This is a genomic window from Nonomuraea recticatena, from assembly GCF_039533245.1.
GTDB lineage: Bacteria > Actinomycetota > Actinomycetes > Streptosporangiales > Streptosporangiaceae > Nonomuraea > Nonomuraea roseola.
The window spans coordinates 62,853-83,755 of record NZ_BAAATE010000038.1; the positions used below are offsets into that span (position 1 = coordinate 62,853).

At 69.9% G+C, this 20,903-nt stretch carries 17 protein-coding genes; 11 read left to right on the forward strand and 6 right to left on the reverse strand.

Features of this window, described 5'->3' with window-relative positions:
- Positions 1-8 precede the first annotated feature (8 nt).
- Complete coding sequence (locus ABFX50_RS43005; protein WP_346155056.1) at positions 9-617, forward strand: response regulator transcription factor; 609 nt, start codon at positions 9-11, stop codon at positions 615-617.
- On the opposite strand, the gene ABFX50_RS43010 is transcribed toward ABFX50_RS43005, so the two are convergent.
- Both ABFX50_RS43010 and ABFX50_RS43015 read right to left on the reverse strand, forming a co-directional pair.
- On the reverse strand, positions 614-2,578 hold the full coding sequence (locus tag ABFX50_RS43010; protein ID WP_346155040.1) for a sensor histidine kinase: 1,965 nt from the start codon (positions 2,576-2,578) through the stop codon (positions 614-616). The two genes, ABFX50_RS43005 and ABFX50_RS43010, sit on opposite strands and share 4 nt — an antisense overlap.
- A 27-nt stretch (positions 2,579-2,605) precedes the next feature.
- Positions 2,606-3,400 (reverse strand): universal stress protein, encoded by a 795-nt coding sequence (locus ABFX50_RS43015; protein WP_346155041.1) that lies wholly within the window; start codon positions 3,398-3,400, stop codon positions 2,606-2,608.
- 68 nt (positions 3,401-3,468) lie between these two features.
- On the opposite strand from ABFX50_RS43015, the gene ABFX50_RS43020 reads away from it, so the two are divergent.
- Positions 3,469-3,804 carry a hypothetical protein gene (locus ABFX50_RS43020; protein WP_346155042.1) on the forward strand — a complete coding sequence of 112 codons (336 nt, stop codon included), beginning with the start codon at positions 3,469-3,471 and terminating at the stop codon, positions 3,802-3,804.
- Positions 3,805-3,940: 136 nt separating this feature from the next.
- Positions 3,941-4,510, forward strand: coding sequence for a phosphatase PAP2 family protein (locus ABFX50_RS43025; protein WP_346155043.1), 570 nt, complete (start codon positions 3,941-3,943; stop codon positions 4,508-4,510).
- On the opposite strand, the gene pip (ABFX50_RS43030) is transcribed toward ABFX50_RS43025, so the two are convergent.
- The 3 genes from pip (ABFX50_RS43030) to ABFX50_RS43040 are packed head-to-tail and all read right to left on the reverse strand — an operon-like array spanning position 4,443 to position 6,948.
- Complete coding sequence (pip, locus tag ABFX50_RS43030) at positions 4,443-5,405, reverse strand: prolyl aminopeptidase (RefSeq protein WP_346155044.1); 963 nt, start codon at positions 5,403-5,405, stop codon at positions 4,443-4,445. The genes ABFX50_RS43025 and pip (ABFX50_RS43030) overlap by 68 nt on opposite strands.
- An 11-nt stretch (positions 5,406-5,416) precedes the next feature.
- Complete coding sequence (pip, locus tag ABFX50_RS43035; RefSeq protein ID WP_346155045.1) at positions 5,417-6,334, reverse strand: prolyl aminopeptidase; 918 nt, start codon at positions 6,332-6,334, stop codon at positions 5,417-5,419.
- A gap of 26 nt (positions 6,335-6,360) precedes the next feature.
- Positions 6,361-6,948 carry a hypothetical protein gene (locus ABFX50_RS43040; protein ID WP_346155046.1) on the reverse strand — a complete coding sequence of 196 codons (588 nt, stop codon included), beginning with the start codon at positions 6,946-6,948 and terminating at the stop codon, positions 6,361-6,363.
- Between the two features lie 87 nt (positions 6,949-7,035).
- Here ABFX50_RS43040 and ABFX50_RS43045 point away from each other — a divergent pair, with 87 nt between their 5' ends.
- A complete protein-coding gene (locus ABFX50_RS43045) occupies positions 7,036-8,598 on the forward strand; it encodes a hypothetical protein (RefSeq protein WP_346155047.1) in 1,563 nt (520 codons plus the stop codon).
- Here the strand turns inward: ABFX50_RS43045 and mscL are convergent, their stop codons facing one another.
- The gene (gene mscL, locus ABFX50_RS43050; protein WP_346155048.1) at positions 8,599-9,021 is read right to left on the reverse strand and encodes a large conductance mechanosensitive channel protein MscL; all 423 of its coding nucleotides are present in this window, start codon (positions 9,019-9,021) and stop codon (positions 8,599-8,601) included. It lies immediately after the preceding gene.
- A 288-nt stretch (positions 9,022-9,309) separates the two neighbouring features.
- On the opposite strand from mscL, the gene glgX reads away from it, so the two are divergent.
- The 7 genes from glgX (at position 9,310) to ABFX50_RS43085 (ending at position 20,782) form a co-directional block, all read left to right on the forward strand.
- A complete protein-coding gene (gene glgX, locus ABFX50_RS43055; protein ID WP_346155049.1) occupies positions 9,310-11,340 on the forward strand; it encodes a glycogen debranching protein GlgX in 2,031 nt (676 codons plus the stop codon).
- The gene (treY, locus tag ABFX50_RS43060; protein ID WP_346155050.1) at positions 11,333-13,393 is read left to right on the forward strand and encodes a malto-oligosyltrehalose synthase; all 2,061 of its coding nucleotides are present in this window, start codon (positions 11,333-11,335) and stop codon (positions 13,391-13,393) included. The genes glgX and treY overlap by 8 nt, the downstream gene beginning before the upstream one ends.
- Positions 13,383-15,101 (forward strand): malto-oligosyltrehalose trehalohydrolase, encoded by a 1,719-nt coding sequence (gene treZ / locus ABFX50_RS43065; protein WP_346155051.1) that lies wholly within the window; start codon positions 13,383-13,385, stop codon positions 15,099-15,101. The genes treY and treZ overlap by 11 nt, the downstream gene beginning before the upstream one ends.
- 125 nt (positions 15,102-15,226) lie before the next feature.
- Positions 15,227-16,204, forward strand: coding sequence for an ABC transporter permease (locus ABFX50_RS43070; protein WP_183649242.1), 978 nt, complete (start codon positions 15,227-15,229; stop codon positions 16,202-16,204).
- Positions 16,205-16,206: 2 nt separating this feature from the next.
- Positions 16,207-17,049, forward strand: coding sequence for an ABC transporter permease (locus ABFX50_RS43075; protein WP_183649240.1), 843 nt, complete (start codon positions 16,207-16,209; stop codon positions 17,047-17,049).
- The gene (locus tag ABFX50_RS43080) at positions 17,046-19,076 is read left to right on the forward strand and encodes an ABC transporter ATP-binding protein (protein WP_346155052.1); all 2,031 of its coding nucleotides are present in this window, start codon (positions 17,046-17,048) and stop codon (positions 19,074-19,076) included. The genes ABFX50_RS43075 and ABFX50_RS43080 overlap by 4 nt, the downstream gene beginning before the upstream one ends.
- Complete coding sequence (locus ABFX50_RS43085; protein ID WP_346155053.1) at positions 19,073-20,782, forward strand: ABC transporter family substrate-binding protein; 1,710 nt, start codon at positions 19,073-19,075, stop codon at positions 20,780-20,782. The genes ABFX50_RS43080 and ABFX50_RS43085 overlap by 4 nt, the downstream gene beginning before the upstream one ends.
- The last annotated feature ends 121 nt before the right edge of the window (positions 20,783-20,903 follow it).

Below are 20,903 nucleotides of genomic sequence, written 5' to 3' on the forward strand. Positions count from 1 at the left end.
ATATGCCTGTGATTCGCGTGCTGCTGGCGGAGGACCAGCACGTCATCAGGGGCGCTCTCGTCGCGCTGCTCGGCCTCGAACAGGACCTCGAGGTCGTGGCCGCCGTGGAGTCCGGCGACCAGGTCGTGGCCGCCGCGCTGGCGCACCGGCCCGACGTCGCGGTGCTCGACATCGACATGCCGGGCGCGATCGACGGCCTCGAGGCGGCAGGCCGGCTGCGCACCAGCCTGCCACGCTGCCGCACGCTCATGCTGACCGCGTACGGCAAGCCGGGACATCTGCGGCGCGCGCTCGACGCCCAGGTCGACGGGTTCGTGCTGAAGACCGTGCCGCCCGAGGAGCTGGCGGCGGCGATCCGCAAGGTGGCGGCGGGGGAGCGGGTGCTCGACCCCTCGCTGGCGGTCACGGCGTGGGACCTGGCGGACAACCCGCTCACCCCCAGGGAGGCGGACGTGCTGCGCATGGCCGCCGACGGCGCGGAGGCCACCGAGATCGCCACCAGGCTCTTCCTGAGCGCGGGCACCGTGCGCAACTACCTCACGGCGATCGTCGCCAAGCTCAACGCCCGCAACCGCACCGACGCCGCCCGCATCGCCCGCGAGGCGGGCTGGATCTAGCGGGCCGCCCAGGTCAGGACCGGCGCCTCGGCGGTCAACTCGAACCAGTCCTCGCCTCGCGTGGTGGTGAGAGCGCCCCGCAGCGCGGTCAGGCGCGTGGTCAGGTTGCCGATGCCCGCCGAGCCGTGGCGGACCTCGGCCGAGCCCACGCCGTCGTTGCGCACGCGCAGCCGCACCACGCCGTCCACCCGGGTGGTCGTGACCGTGCAGTGGCGCGCCGAGCTGTGGCGCAGCACGTTGGTGACCGACTCCCTGAGCACCGTGCTCAGCACGGTCTCGACCTGCTCGCCGAGCTCCCCGTGGCCGAGGTCGAGCGTGACGGAGATGCCCGCCGCCGCCAGCACCGAACGTGCCGAGTCGGCCTCCGTGCCCAGCGACATCGAGGGGCCCTCTCCTGAGACCGCCTGCAGATCCCGCTCCGCGCGCTCGACCATCGCCTGCACCTCCTCGAGTCGCGCCCTCGCGCCCTCGGGGTCGAGCCTGCGCGCCAGTTCGCAGGTGAGCAGGATCGCCGCGAGGTTGTGGCCGAGCAGGTCGTGCAGGTCACGGGCGGCCCGCAGGCGCTCCTCGACCACCGCCGAGCGGGCCAGGGCCTGGCGCGCCTCCATCAGCTCCTTGACCAGCTGGGCCAGCCGCGCCAGCCCGTAGACGACCAGGCCGGTGACCAGCGTGCTGACCGTGTAGTTGACGGTCACGGGCACGGGCAGCTCCAGCAGGACACCCGTCCAGGCCACGCTGGCCAGCACCAGACCGACCAGGGGCAGCGCCACCTTCCACGAGAAGGTGAGCAGGACAGGTCCCGCCAGGAACCCCGCCACACCGAGCCAGGACGTGCCGAGGAGCGGCAGCGGCGCGTAGGTGAGCGCGGTCATCACGGCGAGGGCGACCATGTGGCGGCCCCTGACCGAGCGCAGCTGCATGACGCAGATCAGGGCGAGGAGCGCGGCGGAGCCCCACACGTGTTCGGCGAGCAGCAGGCCCTTCAGCGAGAAGCCGGCCAGCACGGCGGCGAGCAGGGCGAGCGAGAGCGCGTAGGCGCCGTCGCGCTCCGGGACAGGGCGGGTGCCGGGGAGTGTGGCCTCGACCGTCAGCCTGCCGTCCGCGCCCATGGACGTGGTCAACGTGCCGCCCGCCTCCTCGACCCGCACGGGCAGCTCGCCCATGAACTGCGACTCGGCGGTGCGGGCTCCGTCGTCGGTCACGCGCAGCCGTACGACGCCCTCTTCCTCGACGGTCTCGATCAGGCAGGTGGTCGCGGCGCGGCGCCGTACGACCTCGGTCACCGCCTCGCGCAGGACGGCCGCCAGCAGCGCGCCCGCGGGGCCCAGCGGCTCGTGGTGGCCGACCCTGGCCTCCGCGCCGATCTCCGCCGCGGCCAGCATCGCCCTGGCGGTCGTGATCTCGGGCGTCAGCGACATCGCCCGGTAGCCGGCGGCGGCGGCGCGGGCGTCGGCCAGGGCGCGCCTGGCGGTGTCGACATCGGGTCTGCCCGCCCGCGCGCTGTCCGCGATCACGGCCAGCGCCCTGCCCAGGCCCTCGTTCAGCTCGGCGGCGATGCACAGGCGCTCCTCGGCGACGGAGGTCATCGCCAGGGCGAGCCTGGTGGCGTGGACCTCGTCGACCCGCTCGGTCAGGCGGGTGAGGCCGTAGACGACCAGCGCGATCAGTACCGCGCTGATCGCCGAATCGGCGGGGCCGAGGAGCGCGGCGCTGACCCCGGCCACAGGCGCGAGCGGCCACAGCCGGGTCAGCAGCAGCGAACCGCCCACGAAGCCGAGAATCCCGACCGAGGTGCCCATGGTGAACACCGAGGTGTAGGCGGCCACCGCGACGACGAGCGGCAGCCACCACCGGCGGCGGACGACGAAGGCGGCCTGCGCGGCGAACACCACCAGGGCCAGTGGCGAGCCCGCCACCACGTAGACGCCGGCGAACCCGCCGAGAACGACGAAGGTGATCAAGCGGGCTCTCTGCGGCACTCCCGCAGCTTAGGAGAAGCCCCTGGGCAGCACGGCGACGGGGCACGAGGAGGCGCGCAACACCTTCATCGCGACCTCGCCGAGGAAGACTCTGTGCGGCTGGGCGTCCTCGCTGGCGGCGCACACCAGCAGCTCGCCTGGCGGCCACTCCACGCCGGCCAGCGCCGCCGACACGTCGTGGCCCTCCGCGGTCTCGGCCTCCGCCTCGATGCCGGTGCTCTCCCACGCCAGCCGTACGGCCAGCGCCAGGTCGTCGCGGAGCCTGCCGCTGTCCTCGGTGCGCAGGTCGAGGGTGATGAGGCGCATGGGCACGCCCAGCCGGAGCGCCGCCTGGGCCACCCGCTCGACCGCCTCGTCGGCCTGCGGCCTGCGCACGTAGGCCAGCGTCAGCCTGGTCGGCGCGCCGACCGGCTCGTAGCCCAACGGGGCGATCATGACCGCCTCGGGCGACAGGTGCAGCAGGTGGTCGGCGGTGCTGCCGATGGCGATGCGCCCACGCGGCCCGCCAGGAGGGGAGCCGACCACGATCAGATCGGCCCTGATCCTGCTGGCCAGCACCGACAGGCCCCGCCCCGAACCGCGGCTCTCGAAGGCGAGGTACTGCGCGGGAACCTCGCCCAGATGCTCGGCCGCGTGCGCCAGATTGGCCTGCGCCTGGACGGCCTGTCCGGCGCTCTCCTGAGGGTGGATCGTGGCCACTGTCAGCTCGCCGCCGGTGACCCCCGTGATGGCGGCCCCGAGTGCGAGAGCGTCACGTCCACCCGAGTCGTGCGTGTATCCGACGACGACGTGCTCTCCGATCACGCTGCGCCCTTACCCCATCTGACCTGGGAATATTCATGATTCGTCAGGGGTTGTACGTTGAGGGATCCATGGAGAAGGTGAGGACGACGAAGATCACGCTGGACACCCGTTTCAATGACGCCTTCGGCCCCGTCACCCTGCGCGAGGCGGTCCGCAGGATGAAGGCTCATGAGATGGCCTGCACGGTCGAGCCCGAACTGCTCGAAGGCAAGGCGAACGTCTTCTGCGACTGCGTCGAGCGCGGGTTCACCCCGCTCCGCGGCGAGATCATGGCGGCCTACTACGTGGCCGAACGCGACGCCACGCTCGACGCGTTCGACAGAGGGCTGATCACCGAGGGCGAGCTGCTGCAGAAACGCATCGACCTCGACCGGCAGGTGCTCGGCCACCTGTCCCATTCCTGACTTTCGTCAAGGTCGGGCAACCGGCCGAAAGGCCGAAGTCAAGGTCGGCCAGTCGACCGAAAGGGCGACGCAGCGGGTATCGCTCTTCCCTAGGGTTCATGTTCATCGATCTTTCACCGATTGGACATGACACGAGATGTACGGGGACATCGTCGCCTTCGCGATGAGCATGCCGGAGTGGGTGCACGCCCTCGCCGAGATCGGCACCGACGCGGGACTGCTGCTGTTCGCGGCGCTCTTCGCGATGGCGTTCTGGCGGGCCAGGGCGGCGCCCGACCGCGACCTGGCCCTCACCTTGGCAGGGCCTTTCGCGGTCGTGGCCGCCTACGTGCTCAGCGAGATGGTCAAGCTGCTCATCAAGGAGGAGCGGCCGTGCAGGGGCGGGATCGCCACCATCGCGGCCTGCCCACCGGTCGGTGACTGGTCCTTTCCCAGCAACCACGCCGTGATCGCGGCCGCCTCCGCGGGTGCGCTGACCCTGGTGTGGCGGCGGCTGGCCTGGCTGGTGCTGCCCTTGGCCGCGCTGATGGCGTTCTCGCGCGTGTTCGTCGGTGTGCACTACCCGCACGACGTGGCGATCGGCTACCTGTTCGGTGTCACCATGGCGCCCCTGCTCGCGCTGCTGACCGTCGGCGCCTTCACCCCTTTGGTACGGCGAACGCGTCAGTGGCTGCCACCAGCCTGGCGAGAGTCCCAGGCTCGGTGAAGGCGTGCCCCGCGTCGTCCACGATGTGGAACTCCGCCTCGGGCCAGGCCCTGTGCAGGTCCCAGGCGGTGGCCATCGGGGTGCAGGCGTCGTAGCGGCCCTGCACGATGACCGCGGGGATGTGCCTGATCCTGTCGACGTCTCGGATGAGCTGCCCCGGCTCGAAGAAGCCGCCGTTGACGAAGTAGTGGTTCTCGATCCTGGCGAAGGAGACGGCCTTGCCCTCCTCGCCGTACTCGGCCACGTGCTCGGGATCGGGGTAGAGCGTGATGGTGGCCGCCTCCCACTGCGCCCAGGCGCGGGCGGCGGCCACCCGCACCCGGTCGTCCTTGCTCTCGAGCCTCCTGGCGAAGGCGGCGATCAGGTCGCCGCGCTCCTCCTCGGGGATGGGCGCGAGGTAGGACTCCCACAGGTCGGGGAAGAGGAACGAGGCGCCCTCCTGGTAGAACCAGCGCAGCTCGGCGGGCCTGAGCGTGAAGATGCCGCGAAGGACCAGCTCGGTGATCCTGTCGGGGTGGGTCTGGGCGTAGGCCAGGGCGAGCGCGCTGCCCCACGAACCGCCGAAGACCTGCCAGGTGTCGATGCCGAGGTGCTCGCGCAGCAGCTCCATGTCCCTGACCAGGTGCCAGGTGGTGTTGGCCTTCAGCGACACCAGGGGATCGCCGGCGTGGGGCCTGCTGCGCCCGCAGTTGCGCTGGTCGAACAGGACGATCCGGTACGCCGAGGGGTCCCACTGGCGCCGGTGCTTGGCGGAGCAGCCGCTGCCGGGCCCTCCGTGCAGCATGACCGCGGGCTTGCCGTCGGGGTTGCCGCAGACCTCCCAGTAGATCTGGTTGCCGTCGCCGACGTCGAGCATGCCGTGCTCGTAGGGCTCGATGGGTGGATAGAGGCTCATGGGATCCTGTCTTACCTGAACCGGTCGGTGGCGGCGACCAGCTCGGCGGCCACGGCGGGTTCGCCGCCCGAGTGCCCCGCGCCCTCCACGATCCTGAAGTCGGCCTCGGGCCAGGCCCTGTGCAGGTCCCAGGCGGTGGCGATGGGGGTGGCCAGGTCGTAGCGGCCCTGCACGATGACGGCGGGGATGTGCCTGATCCTGCCGACGTCGCGGATGAGCTGCCCCTCCTCGAGGAAGCCGCGGTTGACGACGTAGTGGCTCTCGATCAGGGCGAAGGACAGGGCGAACTCGTCGTCCATCGGGCTCAGGTCGGGGATCAGGTTGCAGATCACCATCTCCCAGCGCGCCCACGCCCTGGCCGCGGCCAGCCGTACGGACGGGTCGGGGTCGGCGAAGCGGCGGCGGTAGTCGGCGATCACGTCGCCCTCGACCCCCTCGGTGAAGCGCTCCCAGTGGTCGGGAAGCAGGTCACGGGCGCGCTCCCACCGCAGCTCGGACTCCCGCATGGTGAAGATGCCGCGCAGGATCAGCTCGGTGACCCGGTGAGGATGGGTCTGCGCGTAGGCGAGCGCCAGCGTGCTGCCCCACGAACCGCCGAAGACCTGCCAGGTGTCGATGCCGAGGTGCTCGCGCAGCAGCTCCATGTCCTGGACGAGGTGCCAGGTGGTGTTGTGCTCGAGCGAGACGCCCTCCGCGCGCACGTGCGGCGTGCTCCTGCCGCAGTTGCGCTGGTCGAACAGGACGATGCGATAGGCGTCGGGGTCGAACAGCTGCCGGTGGACGGGCATGAGCCCGCCTCCGGGGCCGCCGTGCAGGAAGACGGCGGGCTTGCCGCCGGGGTTCCCGCAGACCTCCCAGTAGATCTCGTTGCGGTCGCCGACGTCGAGCATCCCCGAGGCGTGCGGCTCGATGGGCGGGTAGATCTCCATCTCTCGATCATGCAGGGCGGGCGCGCCTAGCGTGCGCTCCAGTGGAAGCGCTCGAGGAAGCCCCGCTCGCCGATGGCGTACTCGTGGAAGGCCCTGCGCACCTCCTCGAGGGCGGGCACCATCGTGCTGCGGATCGTGCCCTCCTTGTACTCCAGCTCGTAGCCCGGCGAGACCTGGATGAAGTGACGGCCGAAGGTCACCAGGACGGCGAAGGGGTTCTGCGGCGACAGCGTGCCGAGCACGTCGTGCACCAGCGCCAGGTCGGGGTTGGTCACCAGCATGCCGTCGCCGGTGTGAAGCTGGGTCTCGGGGTCGACGCCGAGCGGGGCCAGGTTGTGCACCAGGTGGCGCTGCGGGTCGTAGCAGACCAGGCCGTAGTGGCGGGCCAGGGCGAAGACGCGGTTGGAGACCTCGTCGAGGTCGTCGGGCTCCATGACGATCAGCGCGTGCTCGGGGAAGAGCCTGGCGTGGCCGGGCACCTCCTTGGCCAGCGCGGCCACCTCGGGGACCACCGTGTCGGCCGGCGGCGTGCCCTGGGCCAGGCTGTAGGTCTGCGCGGCCTGCTCCCTGGTGATCGGTTCGTTCTCGCGCCAGACCATCAACTCCATGCTCATGCCCCCTATCTTGCCGTGCGGCAGGCGGGCGAGTGACACCATGGCTACGATATGTGCTTGAGCAGTCACCAATCGTGAGGAATGCCGGTGCGAGGGTCGATCCGAGACAGCCGGGCGCTCGCCAAGCCGTACCGCGACCTGGTCTGGCTCGCCTACCTGACGCTGCCGGCGTGGACGGGTGAGCACCGCAGGGTGGTGCTCGCCCACCGGCTGGCGGCGGCCGCGCTCTCCCGCCATCAGGACGAGGACCCCGTACGGCTGCGCGCCCTGCTGCTGCGTTCGGCGCTGCGCGCGAGACCGCGCCCGTGGACGGGCCTGCTGGCCGCCGTGGAGATCGTGCCCGCCGTGACCCGTAGTGGCGACATCGGCTTCACCCGGGCGCTGGAGGCCGTGCCGGCCCCCGCCCGCGCCGCCTACGCGCTGCTCAGGCTGGAGGAACGCGCGGCCGAGGAGGTCGCCCAGGTGCTGGCGGGCGCGGGGGTGCCCGACCCCGCGGGCGCCCTGGCGGCCCTGGCCGAGATGGAGGAGCGGTTCGGCGCCACGGCCACCCTGCACAGACCCGCCGCCGATCCCTGCCTGGCCAGGCTCTACGGCAGGCTCGACGTCGAGGCGCCGCGCAGGCTGCTGGCGGCTCTGGTGTTCTGCGCCGTGGCGGTGGTCGCCGTCGTGCCGTGGCTGGGCTCCGGCCGTCCGAGCTCGGCCGCCGCACCGGCCGCCGCTCCCGAGACGGCCGCGCCCGGCGCCTGGCGCACCACGACCTCACTCGACCTCGCCACCTGGCCTCCGCGCGGCGACCTCCTGTCCGACCGGGCGCTGATCGGCAGGGCGATACGCGCGTGGGGGCGCCGCCATCCTCAGCTCCTCTACGCCGGGCGCCTCGGCGCCACCGCCGTCGTTCTCCTCAGACGGTCCTCGCAGGTGGCGCGCTACCTCGAGACGAAGGGCAAGCCCACGCTCGAGGTCCTTCCCGAGCCCGGCGGCTCAAGCCCGCTGAAGCTCACCGCCACCCCCAGGGGCAGCCGCTACCTGCTCCCGCCGTGGGTGACCGAGGCCGCCATGGCGCCCTTCGACGGCGGATGGCGCACGTCGGCGATCGCCGACGGGGTGATCGGGCCGGTTCCCGTGCTGCGCGAGGACGGATGCTGGCGCGGTCCGCTGGTCAGGCTGCGCGCGCCCGAGGTGCCGCCCGGCCTGCCGTACACGATGGTCGACCTGGGGCGGCTCGCGCCCGCGAGGGTCAGTTATCGGGGCGAGGGGTCGCTGGCGAGCGCGTGGCGGCGGCTCGGCTGCGCCCTTCCCCGCCCGGTCAGCGAGGTGCGCGAGGCCTCGGCGTGGGCCTTCCGCTCCGTGCGGCTGCCCGAGGGCGCGCGCGGACAGTGGTTCTGCGTCAGGCTGACCGACCCCTCGGGAGCGGGCGCGGTCCAGGCGGTCCTGCTGGCCACCTCGGGCGGGCGCACCACCGCCACCCGCACCGGCGTGACCCACGGGACATGGGACTGCAGCCGCCTGGCCCCCGACATCGCCGCCAGCGTGTGGTGGAGCGCCCCCTCGGGCCGCCACTACCGTGTCTCCGCCGCCAGCGCGGGCGTCACGGTCGACGGCGACACGGCCACGAACGCCGACGGCGCGGCCGTCACGGTGCTGCGCTGATCAGACCTGCGGCTTCTCGTCCTCCGGCACCAGCTCCACCGTGCAGTGGGCGCACCTCCTGGCCTCGATCGGGATGTCGCTGAGGCACTCGGGACACTGCTTCGTCGTGGCGGCCCTGTCCCTCTCGAAGAGGCTGATCAACTTGGTCATCGGCGTCACGACCAGCCAGTAGACGACCGCCGCGATGATCAGGAAGCTGATCAGGTGGTTGAGGAAGTGGCCGTACTTGAACTCGCTGCCGTTGATCGTGAAGGAGTACTGCGCGAAGTCGGGGTTCTTGCCGCCGGTCACCGCGCCGATGAGGGGCGTGATGAGGTCGGCGACGAGCGCCTGGACGAGTCCGCTGAAGGTGGCCCCGACGATCACCGCGACGGCTAACTCGACGATGTTGCCCCTGAGGAGAAACTGCTTGAATCCACCCATGGCGCTGGCACATTGCCGGGGGAGCGGACGGCAAACCTGGATGCCGCCGGATCGACCCCGTTGGTGCAGAGCCGGAACCACCCCCGACCAGCTGGAAGCCGGACGCCAGGTGATCGCGGCGGCCTGCTGGGCGAGCGAGGTGGTCGTGCTGCCCATCCGCGTCACGGACACCGCGTGCTTCTGGAGGTGGTGTGTAACCGATACGGGGTTATCCAAAGGCGAGAATTGGGCATCTAGGCAGCCGCTGCCTCCTGGGTGAACATGGGGCCAGAGCGCAAGGGAGCCTAGATGATCGAAGTCTGGCCGGGAGACCCCTACCCTCTCGGGGCGACCTACGACGGCGCGGGCACGAATTTCGCGCTCTTCAGCGAGGTCGCCCACAAGGTCGAGCTCTGTCTGTTCGACGACGACCAGGTCGAGACCAGGGTTCCGCTCACCGAGGTGGAGGGGTTCGTCTGGCACGGCTACCTGCCGCGCGTCGGCCCCGGCCAGCGGTACGGCTACCGCGTCCACGGCCCCTTCGACCCGGCCAGGGGACAGCGCTGCAACCCCGCCAAGCTCCTGCTCGACCCGTACGCCAAGGCGATCGAGGGCGCCATCACGTGGGACAAGTCCCTGTACGACCGTGACCGCCCGAAGCCGAAGGACACCGCCCCCTTCGTCCAGCGCTCCATCGTCATCAACCCGTTCTTCGGGTGGGGCCACGACAGGCCGCCCGCCACGCCGTACCACGAGACGGTGATCTACGAGGCGCACGTGCGCGGGCTGACGATGGCGCACCCGAAGATCCCCGAGCGGATCCGCGGCACCTACGCGGCGCTCGGCCACCCCGAGATCATCGACCATCTCACCAAGCTCGGCGTGACCGCGCTGGAGCTGATGCCGGTCCACCAGTTCGTCACCGACCAGCACCTGGAGGAGCGGGGGCTGAGCAACTACTGGGGCTACAACACCAGCGGCTTCTTCGCCCCGCACAACCGCTACTCCAGCCAGGGGCAGCGCGGCGGCCAGGTGCTGGAGTTCAAGGCCATGGTCAAGAGCCTGCACGAGGCGAACATCGAGGTCATCCTCGACGTGGTCTACAACCACACGGCCGAGGGCAACCACATGGGCCCGACGCTCGGGTTCAAGGGCATCGACAACGCCACCTACTACCGCCTGGTGGACGGCGACCCGCGCTACTACATGGACACCACAGGCACCGGCAACAGCCTGTTCATGCGCTCGCCCCAGGTCCTGCAGATGATCATGGACTCGCTGCGTTACTGGGTCACCGAGATGCACGTGGACGGCTTCCGCTTCGACCTGGCCGCCACGCTCGCCCGCGAGCTGCACGCCGTGGACCGGCTTTCGGCCTTCTTCGACCTCGTGCAGCAGGACCCCGTGCTCTCGCAGGTCAAGCTGATCGCCGAGCCGTGGGACGTCGGCCCCGGCGGCTACCAGGTGGGCAACTTCCCCGCCAGGTGGACCGAGTGGAACGGCAAGTACCGCGACACGATCAGGGACCTGTGGCGGGGCGAGCCCGCCACGCTGCCCGAGTTCGGCTCGCGCTTCACCGGCTCGGGCGACCTCTACCAGAACGACAGCCGCCGCCCCGCCGCCTCCATCAACTTCGTCACCTGCCACGACGGTTTCACCCTGCACGACCTGGTCTCCTACAACGAGAAGCACAACGAGGCCAACGGCGAGGGCAACAGGGACGGCACCGACGACAACCGCTCATGGGACGCCGGCACCGAGGCGCTGCGCGAGCAGCAGAAGCGCAACTTCCTGACCACGCTCTTCCTGTCGCAGGGCGTGCCGATGCTCTCCCACGGCGACGAGATCGGCCGTACCCAGAAGGGCAACAACAACGGGTACTGCCAGGACAACGAGGTCACCTGGGTCGACTGGTCGGACGTGCGGCACAACTGGCTGCTGCTGGAATTCACCCAGCGCCTGGCCAAGCTGCGCCGCGAGCACCCGGTGTTCAGGCGCAGGCGCTTCTCCTACGACATGGCCTGGCTGACTCCGTCGGGAGAGGTGATGACCGACGCCGACTGGAACGTCGGCTACGCCAGGTCGCTGACGATCTTCCTCAACGGGAAGGCGATCACCGAACCAGACAGAAGGGGCAGACCCATCGTCGATGACTCCTTTCTCGTGCTGCTCAACGCCCACCACGACATCATCGAGTTCACGATCCCGAAGGACTACGGCGAGATGTGGCTGACCGAGATCGACACCGCGATGCCGATCATGCTGGACAGCAGGATCCTGAGAGCGGGGGACGACCTGCAGGTGCCGGGACGCTCGATGCGGGTGTTGCGCGGTGTCTAGGCCCGTCTCGACCTACCGGGTCCAGCTGACGCCCGACTTCGGCTTCGCCGAGGTGGCGAAGATCGCCCCCTACCTTCGCGACCTCGGTGTCAGCCACGTCTACCTCTCGCCCGTGCTGCAGGCGGTGCCCGGCTCGCTGCACGGCTACGACGTCGTCGACCACTCCAGGATCAGGCAGGAGTTCGGCGGCGCCCAGGGCTTCCGCGAGATGGCAGGGGTGCTGGCCGCGCACGATCTGGCCGTCGTGGTGGACATCGTGCCCAACCACATGAACACCGCCAACGCGCAGTTCCTGTCCGTGCTCGAGCAGGGCGCGGCCTCGCCGTACGCGGACTGGTTCGACATCGAGTGGCGCGAGGGCAAGGTGATCGTCCACCGCTTCGCCGACGACCTGCCGCAGTCGGAGCACTACACCGTGGTCGACTGGCGGGAGGGCCCCGGCTACCGGCGCTTCTTCGACGTCTCGTCGCTGATCGGGCTGCGCGTGGAGGACCCGGCGGTGTTCTTCGCGACGCACGAGGTCATCTTCTGGCTGCTGGACGAGGGCCTGGTCGAGGGGTTGCGGATCGACCATCCCGACGGACTGGCCGACCCCCGCCGCTACCTCGACATGCTCAGGGACAGGAGCGGCGGCGTCTGGACGGTGGTGGAGAAGATCCTCATCGGCGACGAGCGGCTGCCTGACGACTGGGCCTGCGACGGCACCACCGGTTACGACGTGCTCAACAGGGTCAACGGGCTGTTCGTCGACCCGGAGGGCAGGCAGCCGCTGGTGGAGCTGTTCACCGCGATGACGGGGCAGGACGCCGACTACCACGCCGTGATGGCCAGGTCCAAGCGCGACGTCATCGACCTGTTCTTCCGCTCCGAGGTGGAGCGCCTGGCCCGCGTCGCGGGCGCCTCCGTCCAGGACCTCGTCGACCTGCTGGTGGAGATGCCGGTCTACCGGGCCTACGTCACGCCGGGCGAGCCGGTGGATCCCGTGGCGCGCCGGATCGTGGAGTCGGCCGCGCCGAACCCCGAGACCGCGCGGGCCGTCCTGTACGGCTCGCCCGAGGCGGTCGTCCGCTTCCAGCAGACCTGCGGCCCGGTGATGGCCAAGGGCGTGGAGGACACCGCGCTCTACCGCTGGTACCCCCTGGCCTGCCTGAACGAGGTGGGCGGCGAGCCCGACCGCTTCGGCCTGTCCGTGGAGGACTTCCACGACTTCTGCGCCGGGATGCGGCCCTTCACGATGACCACGCTGTCCACCCACGACACCAAGCGCTCGGAGGACGTGCGCGCCCGCCTCCAGGTGCTGTCGGAGCTGCCCGGTGAGTGGGCCGAGGCGGTGCGCGGCTGGTCGCAGCAGGTGTCCTTCGACCCGCACCTCGACTACCTGGCCTGGCAGACACTCATGGCCGCGTGGCCGATCTCCGCCGAGCGCTTCACCGACTACCTGCTCAAGGCCGCGCGCGAGGCCAAGACGGCCACCTCGTGGATCGCCCAGGACCACGCCTACGAGGAGGGCCTGCGCGCCTTCGCCGCCAAGGCCGTCGAGCTGCCGATCGGCGACTTCACCGCCCTCGTCGACCGCCACGCCGTCGTCAACTCGCTCGGCCAGAAGCTGGTCCAGCTCATGATGCCGGGCGTGCCCGACGTCTACCAGGGCAACGAGCGGACGGACTTCTCGCTGGTCGACCCCGACAACCGGCGGCCCGTCTCCTTCCCCTGCGCCCCGAACTCGGCGTGGGACGAGGCCAAGCTCCAGGTCACGACCCAGGCGCTCAGGCTCAGGCGCAGGCTGGGACCCGAAGCGCCGTACGAGCCGATGGCCGCCGAGGGGGAGGCCGCCGAGCACGCGATCGCCTTCGGCAGGGGGCGCGCGGTCGCCGTGGCGACCCGCCTGCCCGTACGGCTGGCGGCCCGCGGCGGCTGGGGCGCCACCTCGCTCACCCTGCCGCCCGGCAGCTGGCGCGACCTGCTCACCGGAGGCCTGTACAGCGGCCGCACCCCCCTGGCACACCTGCTCAGCCGCCACCCCGTCGCACTCCTGGAGAGACATGATCTTTGAGGTCTGGGCGCCCCGAGCGACCTCCATCGAGCTCTCGCTGCCGGACAGCCGGCGGCCACTGCGACGCAGGGACAACGGCTGGTGGTCGGTCGAAGCGCCCGAGGCCGGACACGGCACCGACTACCGCTACTTCGTCGACGGGGAGGGCCCGTATCCCGACCCCCGCTCCCGCAGGCAGCCCGAGGGCATCTTCGGGCCCAGCCGCGTCTACGACCACGCCCGCTTCACCTGGAGCGACCACGAGTGGAAGGGGCGCGACCTGCGCGGCTCGATCATCTACGAGCTGCACGTGGGCGCCTTCACGGCGGAGGGCACCTTCACCGCGGCGCTGGACAGGCTCGACCACCTGGTGGAGCTGGGCGTCGACTTCGTGGAGCTCATGCCGGTCGCGCCGGTGCCCGGCGGGCGCAACTGGGGCTACGACGGCGTCGACCTCTACGCGGTCAACGAGACCTACGGCGGGCCTGACGGGCTCAAGGAGCTGGTCGACGGCTGCCACAGGGCGGGCCTGGGCGTCATCCTCGATGTCGTCTACAACCACCTCGGCCCTTCGGGCAACTTCCTCCACCCCTTCGGCCCGTACTTCGCGGGCTACGCGGGCAGTTTCTGGGGCGAGGCGGTGAACCTCGACGGACCCGACTCCGACGAGGTCAGGCGCTACTTCATCGACAACGCCGTGCAGTGGCTGCGCGACTACCACATCGACGGGCTGCGGCTCGACGCCGTCCACGCCCTGCACGACCGCCGCGCCGTCCACCTGCTGGCCGAGCTGGCCGCCGAGGTGGACGCGCTGGCCTGCTCGGTGGGCCGCCCGCTGACGCTGATCGCCGAGTCGGACCTCAACGACCCCCGCATGATCACCCCGCTGGAGGCGGGGGGCCTCGGCATGACCGCGCAGTGGAACGACGACGTGCATCACGCGCTCCACACGGCCGTGTCGGGGGAGCGGCACGGCTACTACGCCGACTTCGCCTCGATGGAGGCGCTGGCCAAGGCGCTGACCCACGGCTTCGTCCACGACGGAGGCTACTCCAGCTTCCGTGGGCGCTCGCACGGGGCCCCCGCCCGCGGTGTTCCCGGCTACCGCCTGGTCTGCTGCCTGCAGAACCACGACCAGGTGGGCAACAGGCCCGCGGGCGACAGGCTGCCGCTGACCGCGCTGAAGCTGGGCGCGGGGCTCCTGCTGACCTCGCCGTTCACGCCCATGCTGTTCATGGGCGAGGAGTGGGGCGCGCGCACGCCGTTCCCGTTCTTCACCGACCACGTCGAGCCGGCGCTGCGCGAGGGGGAGGCCGAGCGCAGGGCCCGCGAGTTCGAGGGCTTCGGCTACGACTGGATCGCGCCCGACCCCTCGGCCGAGGACACCTTCCTGCGCGCCAAGCTCGAATGGAGCGAGCTCAAGGACGAGGAGCACTGGTCGCTGCTGTGCTGGTACCGCGATCTGATCGCGCTGCGCAAGGCCATGCCCGAGCTCACCGATCCCCGTCTCGACCGGGTGCGGGTCGAGTTCGACGAGGCGTCGAGATGGCTCATGGTCCACCGGTCGTCACTCTCCGTGATGGTAAATTTTTGTCCGGATTCTGTGACGTTGACCGTTCCGTTGGGGGGTCTTCTCCTGGCCTCTGACGAGGGTGTTACCGCAGGTAGGGACTGGGTGCGGCTGCCCGGTCAGACCCTTGCGATCTACCGGTCCGAGATAAATTCGTAATACGGACAGCCCTATAACCTGCGACGTGCCGTCAAGCCCCTGCCAAGGGACGGTCACGGCTATCTCGTCGCGGGGGCGACCCTTCCTTCAGGCTGCCTGGCCCCCGTTCGTCCGAACGGAGGGCAATGGGCACGTACCTGCTGCGCAGGCTGCTGTCGAGCGTCATCCTGGTGGCCATCGCCGCGAGTCTCGCGTACCTGCTGGCCGCCAGCAGTCTCAACCCTCGCGCCAACTACACAGGCCGCCAGCCGCCCATCCCCGTCGGGGTCGTCGACAGCACGCTGAGCGAGTACAACCTCAACGACAAGACCCCCCTGCTGGAGCGGTACGGCACCTGGGTGTCGGGGGTCGTCCAGGGCGACTTCGGCAAGACCTGGGACGGCGGCTCGGTCAACCAGCAGATGGGCCAGCGGGTGGGGGTGAGCCTGCGCCTGCTGCTGATCGGCACCCTGCTGGGCTCCACGCTCGGAGTCGCGGTGGGCGCCTTCGCCGCGATCAGGCAGTACCGCATCAGCGACAGAGCGATCGGCGTGGCCTCGTTCGTCGTCATGGCGGTGCCGGTCTTCGTCCTGGCGACGCTGCTGACCATCGGCGCGACCGGCCTCAACGGCGCCGTCGGGCACACGCTGATCGAGTACACCGGTGAGTACAACCCGGCGCTCAGCGGCGTCGACCAACTGCTGAACAGGCTCAACCACCTGATCCTTCCGACGATCTCGCTCTGTCTCGGGCAGATCGCCTTCTACAGCCGCATCCAGCGCAACATGATGCTCGACGTGCTGGGTCAGGACTTCGTCCGCACCGCGCAGGCCAAGGGCCTCAGCCGCAGGACGGCGCTGGTCAAGCACGCGCTGCGCACCGCGCTCATCCCCTCGGCCACCTACTTCGCCTTCGCCTTCGGCACGATGCTGACGGGCGCCACCTTCACCGAGAAGATCTTCGGCTGGCACGGCATGGGTGAGTGGCTGGTGGAGTCGATCCAGCACAACGACACCAACGCCGTCGCGGCGGTCGCCCTGTTCGCCGCCGTGTGCGTCCTGGTGGCGGGGGTTCTGTCCGACCTGCTCGTCGCGGCCCTCGACCCGAGAGTGCGGGTGAGCTAGACATGCGTTCCAAGGTCGTCCTGCGCAGGGTGATGGCCAAGCCGCAGGTCGTCATCGGTCTGATCGGGGTGCTCGCGCTGCTGGCGCTGGCCTACCTCGGCCCCCTGTTCGGCCAGTACACCTGGGAGCAGAAGGACTTCACCGCCTTCCGGTCGCCCCCCGGCGCCGACCACTGGTGGGGCACCACCCAGATCGGCCAGGACATGTTCGCGGTGACGCTGCGCGGCATGCAGAAGTCGATCCTCATCGGCTTCCTGGTCGCGCTCATCTCCACCGGTCTGGCCGCGCTCGTCGGCGCCTTCGCGGGCTACTTCGGCGGCAAGCTCGACAAGATCCTCATGTGGGGCACCGACCTGCTTCTCGTGCTGCCGAGCTTCCTGATCATCGCGGTCATCTCGCCACGGCTGGAGAGCGGCAGCTGGCTGATGTTCGTCGTGCTGCTGGCCTCCTTCTCCTGGATGATCACCTCGCGTGTCGTCAGGAGCATGACCCTCTCCCTGCGCGAGCGGGAGTACGTGCTCGCCGCGCGCTACATGGGCATCCCGGACTGGAAGATCATCTTCAGGCACGTGGTCCCGAACCTGTCCTCCCTGCTGATCATCGACGCCACCATGAACGTGAGCGGCGCGATCATCGGCGAGACCGCGCTGTCGTACTTCGGGTTCGGCGTCAGACCGCCGGACGTGTCGCTCGGCACGCTGATCTCGGCGGGAGGCGGCAGCACGGCGATCAGCTACCCGTGGCTGTTCCTCTTCCCCGCCGGCCTGCTGGTCCTGCTGGTCCTGTTCATCAACCTCATTGGCGACGGACTGCGCGACGCCCTCGACCCGGGGAGCACCTCATGACGATCCTCGAGGTGAACGACCTCACGGTGACCTTCCGCGGCGGCGTCAAGGCCGTCAGGGGAGTGTCCTACCAGGTCGGCAGGGGAGAGGTCCTCGGCATCGTCGGCGAGTCAGGCTCGGGCAAGTCGGTGACCTCGCTGGCCGTCATGGGCCTGCTGCCCGCCGGCGCCCAGGTCACGGGGTCGGTCAAGCTGCACGGCCACGAACTGCTCGGCATGCGCGAGCAGGAGATCCTCAAGCGGCGCGGCAAGTCGATCAGCATGATCTTCCAGGACCCGCTGTCGGCGTTCACGCCCGTCTACACGATCGGCGACCAGATCGCCGAGGCGGTCCGCGTCCACCAGAAGGTCTCCAAGGAGCAGGCCGCCAGGCAGGCGGTCGAACTGCTGGAACTGGTCGGCATCCCGCACCCCGACGTGCGCGCCAAGGCCTTTCCGCACGAGTTCTCCGGCGGCATGCGGCAGCGCGCTATGATCGCGATGGCCATCGCCAACGACCCCGACGTGCTGATCTGCGACGAGCCCACCACCGCGCTCGACGTCACCATCCAGGCGCAGGTGCTCGAAGTGCTCAAGACCGCGCAGAAGGAGACCGGCGCGGGCATCGTCATGATCACCCACGATCTCGGCGTGGTGGCGGGGCTGGCCGACAGGGTGCTGGTGATGTACGCCGGCAAGCCGGTCGAGCAGGGCACGGTCGAGGAGATTTACTACGAGCCCCGCATGCCGTACACCATGGGGCTGCTGGCCTCGATCCCGCGGCTCGACCAGGAGAACCAGCGCTTGGTGCCGATCGAGGGCGCCCCGCCCTCGCCTGCGGCGCTGCCGCCCGGCTGCCCCTTCGCGCCGCGCTGCCCGCTGAAGGTGGACGCCTGCGACGACGCCGAGCCCGAGCTCGTCCAGGTGGGCGAGCGCAGGGTGGCCTGCATCCGCTCGCACGAGATCGACGTGAAGAGGCTCAGGGGCGTCGACGTCTTCCCCGCCCCCGAGCCCGTCGCCGAGCCGCCCCGCGACGCGCGGCGTCGTGAGACGGTCCTCGAGCTCGACAACCTCGTCAGGCACTACCCGCTGATGAAGGGCGCGGTGTTCAAGCGCCGCGTCGGCACCGTGCACGCCGTGGACGGCATCAGCTTCGACATCGCCAGCGGCGAGACGCTCGCGCTCGTCGGCGAGTCCGGCTGCGGCAAGACCACCACGCTGCAGCAGATCATGCAGCTGGAGGCCGCCCAGAGCGGCAGGGTCGTGGTGTTCGGCAAGGACAGCGGCGCGCTGACCAAGCCGGAGCGCAAGGAGCTGCGCCGCGACCTTCAGATCGTCTTCCAGGACCCGATGGCCGCGCTCGACCCGCGCATGCCTGTCGGCGACATCCTCGCCGAGCCGCTGCGCGCCCACGGGCACAAGGACGTCCAGGGCCGCGTCGCCGAACTGCTCGAGCTCGTCGGCCTCGACCCCTCCTACGCCGAGCGCTACCCGCAGCACTTCTCGGGAGGACAGCGCCAGCGCATCGGCATCGCCCGCGCGCTGGCGCTGGAGCCCAAGCTGATCGTCCTCGACGAGCCCGTCTCGGCGCTCGACGTGTCGATCCAGGCGGGCGTCATCAACCTGCTGGAGGACCTGAAGGCCAGGCTCGGACTGTCCTACCTGTTCGTCGCCCACGACCTGTCCGTGGTCCGCCACCTGGCCGACCGCGTCGCCGTGATGTACCTCGGCAAGATCGTGGAGATCGGCACCGTGGCCGAGGTGTACGGCACGCCCGCCCACCCCTACACCAGGGCGCTGATGTCGGCGATCCCGCTTCCCGACCCCGAGCTGGAGCGTTCACGCCGCAGGATCATCCTCGAAGGCGACCTGCCCAGCCCGGCGCAGCCCCCCTCGGGCTGCCGCTTCCATACCCGCTGCCCCAAGCGCGCCCTGCTCCCCGAGCCCGAGCGCGCCAGGTGCGTGGCCGAAGAACCCCCCGTTGTACGGCTGGCGCACGCCGACGACCATGGCGCCGCCTGCCACTATCCCGAAGTGAGGAACTCGTGAAGGTTGGCTACAAGGCCGCCGCTGGAGCGGCCCTGCTGGCTCTCGCCCTTGCCGCCTGCGGTGGCGGGTCCGACAAGCCCGCCGCCGGTACGGGCGAGGGCGCCAAGGCCGCCCAGGAGCAGGCCGCCGCGCTGCCCGGCAGCGCGATCAACCCGGTCGCCTACGACCAGGTCAAGGACGGCGGCACCATCACCCTCGCGCTGTCCCAGTGGCACCAGCAGTGGAACTACAGCCAGGTGAACGGCACGCACGCGGACGTCGCCGACGTCTACGACGCCACCATGCCCTCCATCTACAAGGCCAGCGACAAGGCCGAGCTGTCCAACAACCCGGACTTCGTCACCGAGTGGAAGATGGAGCTGAAGGGCGACAAGCAGGTCGTCACCTACAAGCTCAACGACAAGGCCAAGTGGTCCGACGGCACGCCGATCACCTACAAGGACTACGTCGGGCAGTGGAAGGCGCTGAACGGCTCGGACGACAAGTTCCAGGTCTCCTCCACCGACGGCTACGACCGCGTGGAGTCGGTGGAGAAGGGCGCGACCGACCACGACGTCATCGTGACCTTCTCCCGGCACTACCCGGACTGGCAGGGCATGTTCTCCCCCCTCATCCCCGCCTCCACGAGCTCCGACGCCACCGAGTTCAACAAGGGCTGGATCGACAAGTTCCCTGTGACGGCGGGCCCGTTCAAGCTCGAGAAGATGGACCAGACCGCCAAGACCATCACGCTCGTCCGTGACGACAACTGGTGGGGCCAGAAGGCCAAGCTCGACAAGGTGATCTTCCGCGCGCTCGACTCGGACGCCACGGTCAACGCCTTCGCCAACGGCGAGCTCGACGCGCTGGAGATCGTCCCCAGCGCCGCCGACCTCCAGCGCGCCAAGGCCGTCCCGGGCGTCGACATCCGCAAGGCCGCCGCGCCCAACTGGCGCCACATCACGGTCAACGGCTCGGCCCCGAACCTGACCGACAAGTCGGTCCGCCAGGCCGTCCTGCTGGGCATCAACCGCGAGGCCATCACCCAGTCCGACCTCAAGGACCTCGACTGGCCCGTGCAGGTGCTCAACAACCACCTGTACATGAACACCCACAAGGGCTACGTCGACAACTCCGGCGAGCTGGGCAAGTACAACCCCGAGAAGGCCAAGCAGCTGCTCGACGCGGCCGGCTGGAAGCTGGAGGGTGAGTACCGCAAGAAGGACGGCAAGGAGCTCGAGCTGCGCTTCATCGTCCCCGCGGCCTACCCGCTGGCCAAGCAGGAGGGCGAGCTGACCCAGGCGATGCTGAAGGACGTCGGCGTCAAGGTCAAGATCGAGCCGGTCCCCGACGACAAGTTCTTCGACGACTACATCACGCCGGGCAACTTCGACCTGGTGCCGTTCTCGTGGCTCGGCACGCCGTTCCCGAACGGCGCCCTGCCGCAGATCTACAAGCGGCCGACCAGCAAGGACAACTTCGGCAGCAACTTCCCGCGCATCGGCTCGCCCGAGCTCGACACCCTGATCGAGCAGGCGGCCGGTGAGATGGACCCGGTCAAGTACATCGAACTGGGCAACCAGGCCGACAAGCTGATCTGGGACGAGGTGCACACGATCCCGCTGTACCAGCGTCCGAGCATCTTCGCCGCCAAGAAGACGCTGGCCAACTACGGCGCCTTCGGCTTCGCCACGAAGGACTGGAGCGCGGTCGGCTTCACCAAGTAGCCTCCCCACGAAAGGCCCTCGCCCGCCTCCCTTCTAGCGGTCGTCGCAACACCCCGGCCTGGGGAGTGCGATGGAAGAGTTCGAGATCCGCAAGATCCGAACGCCGCAGGGGCGGAAGAAG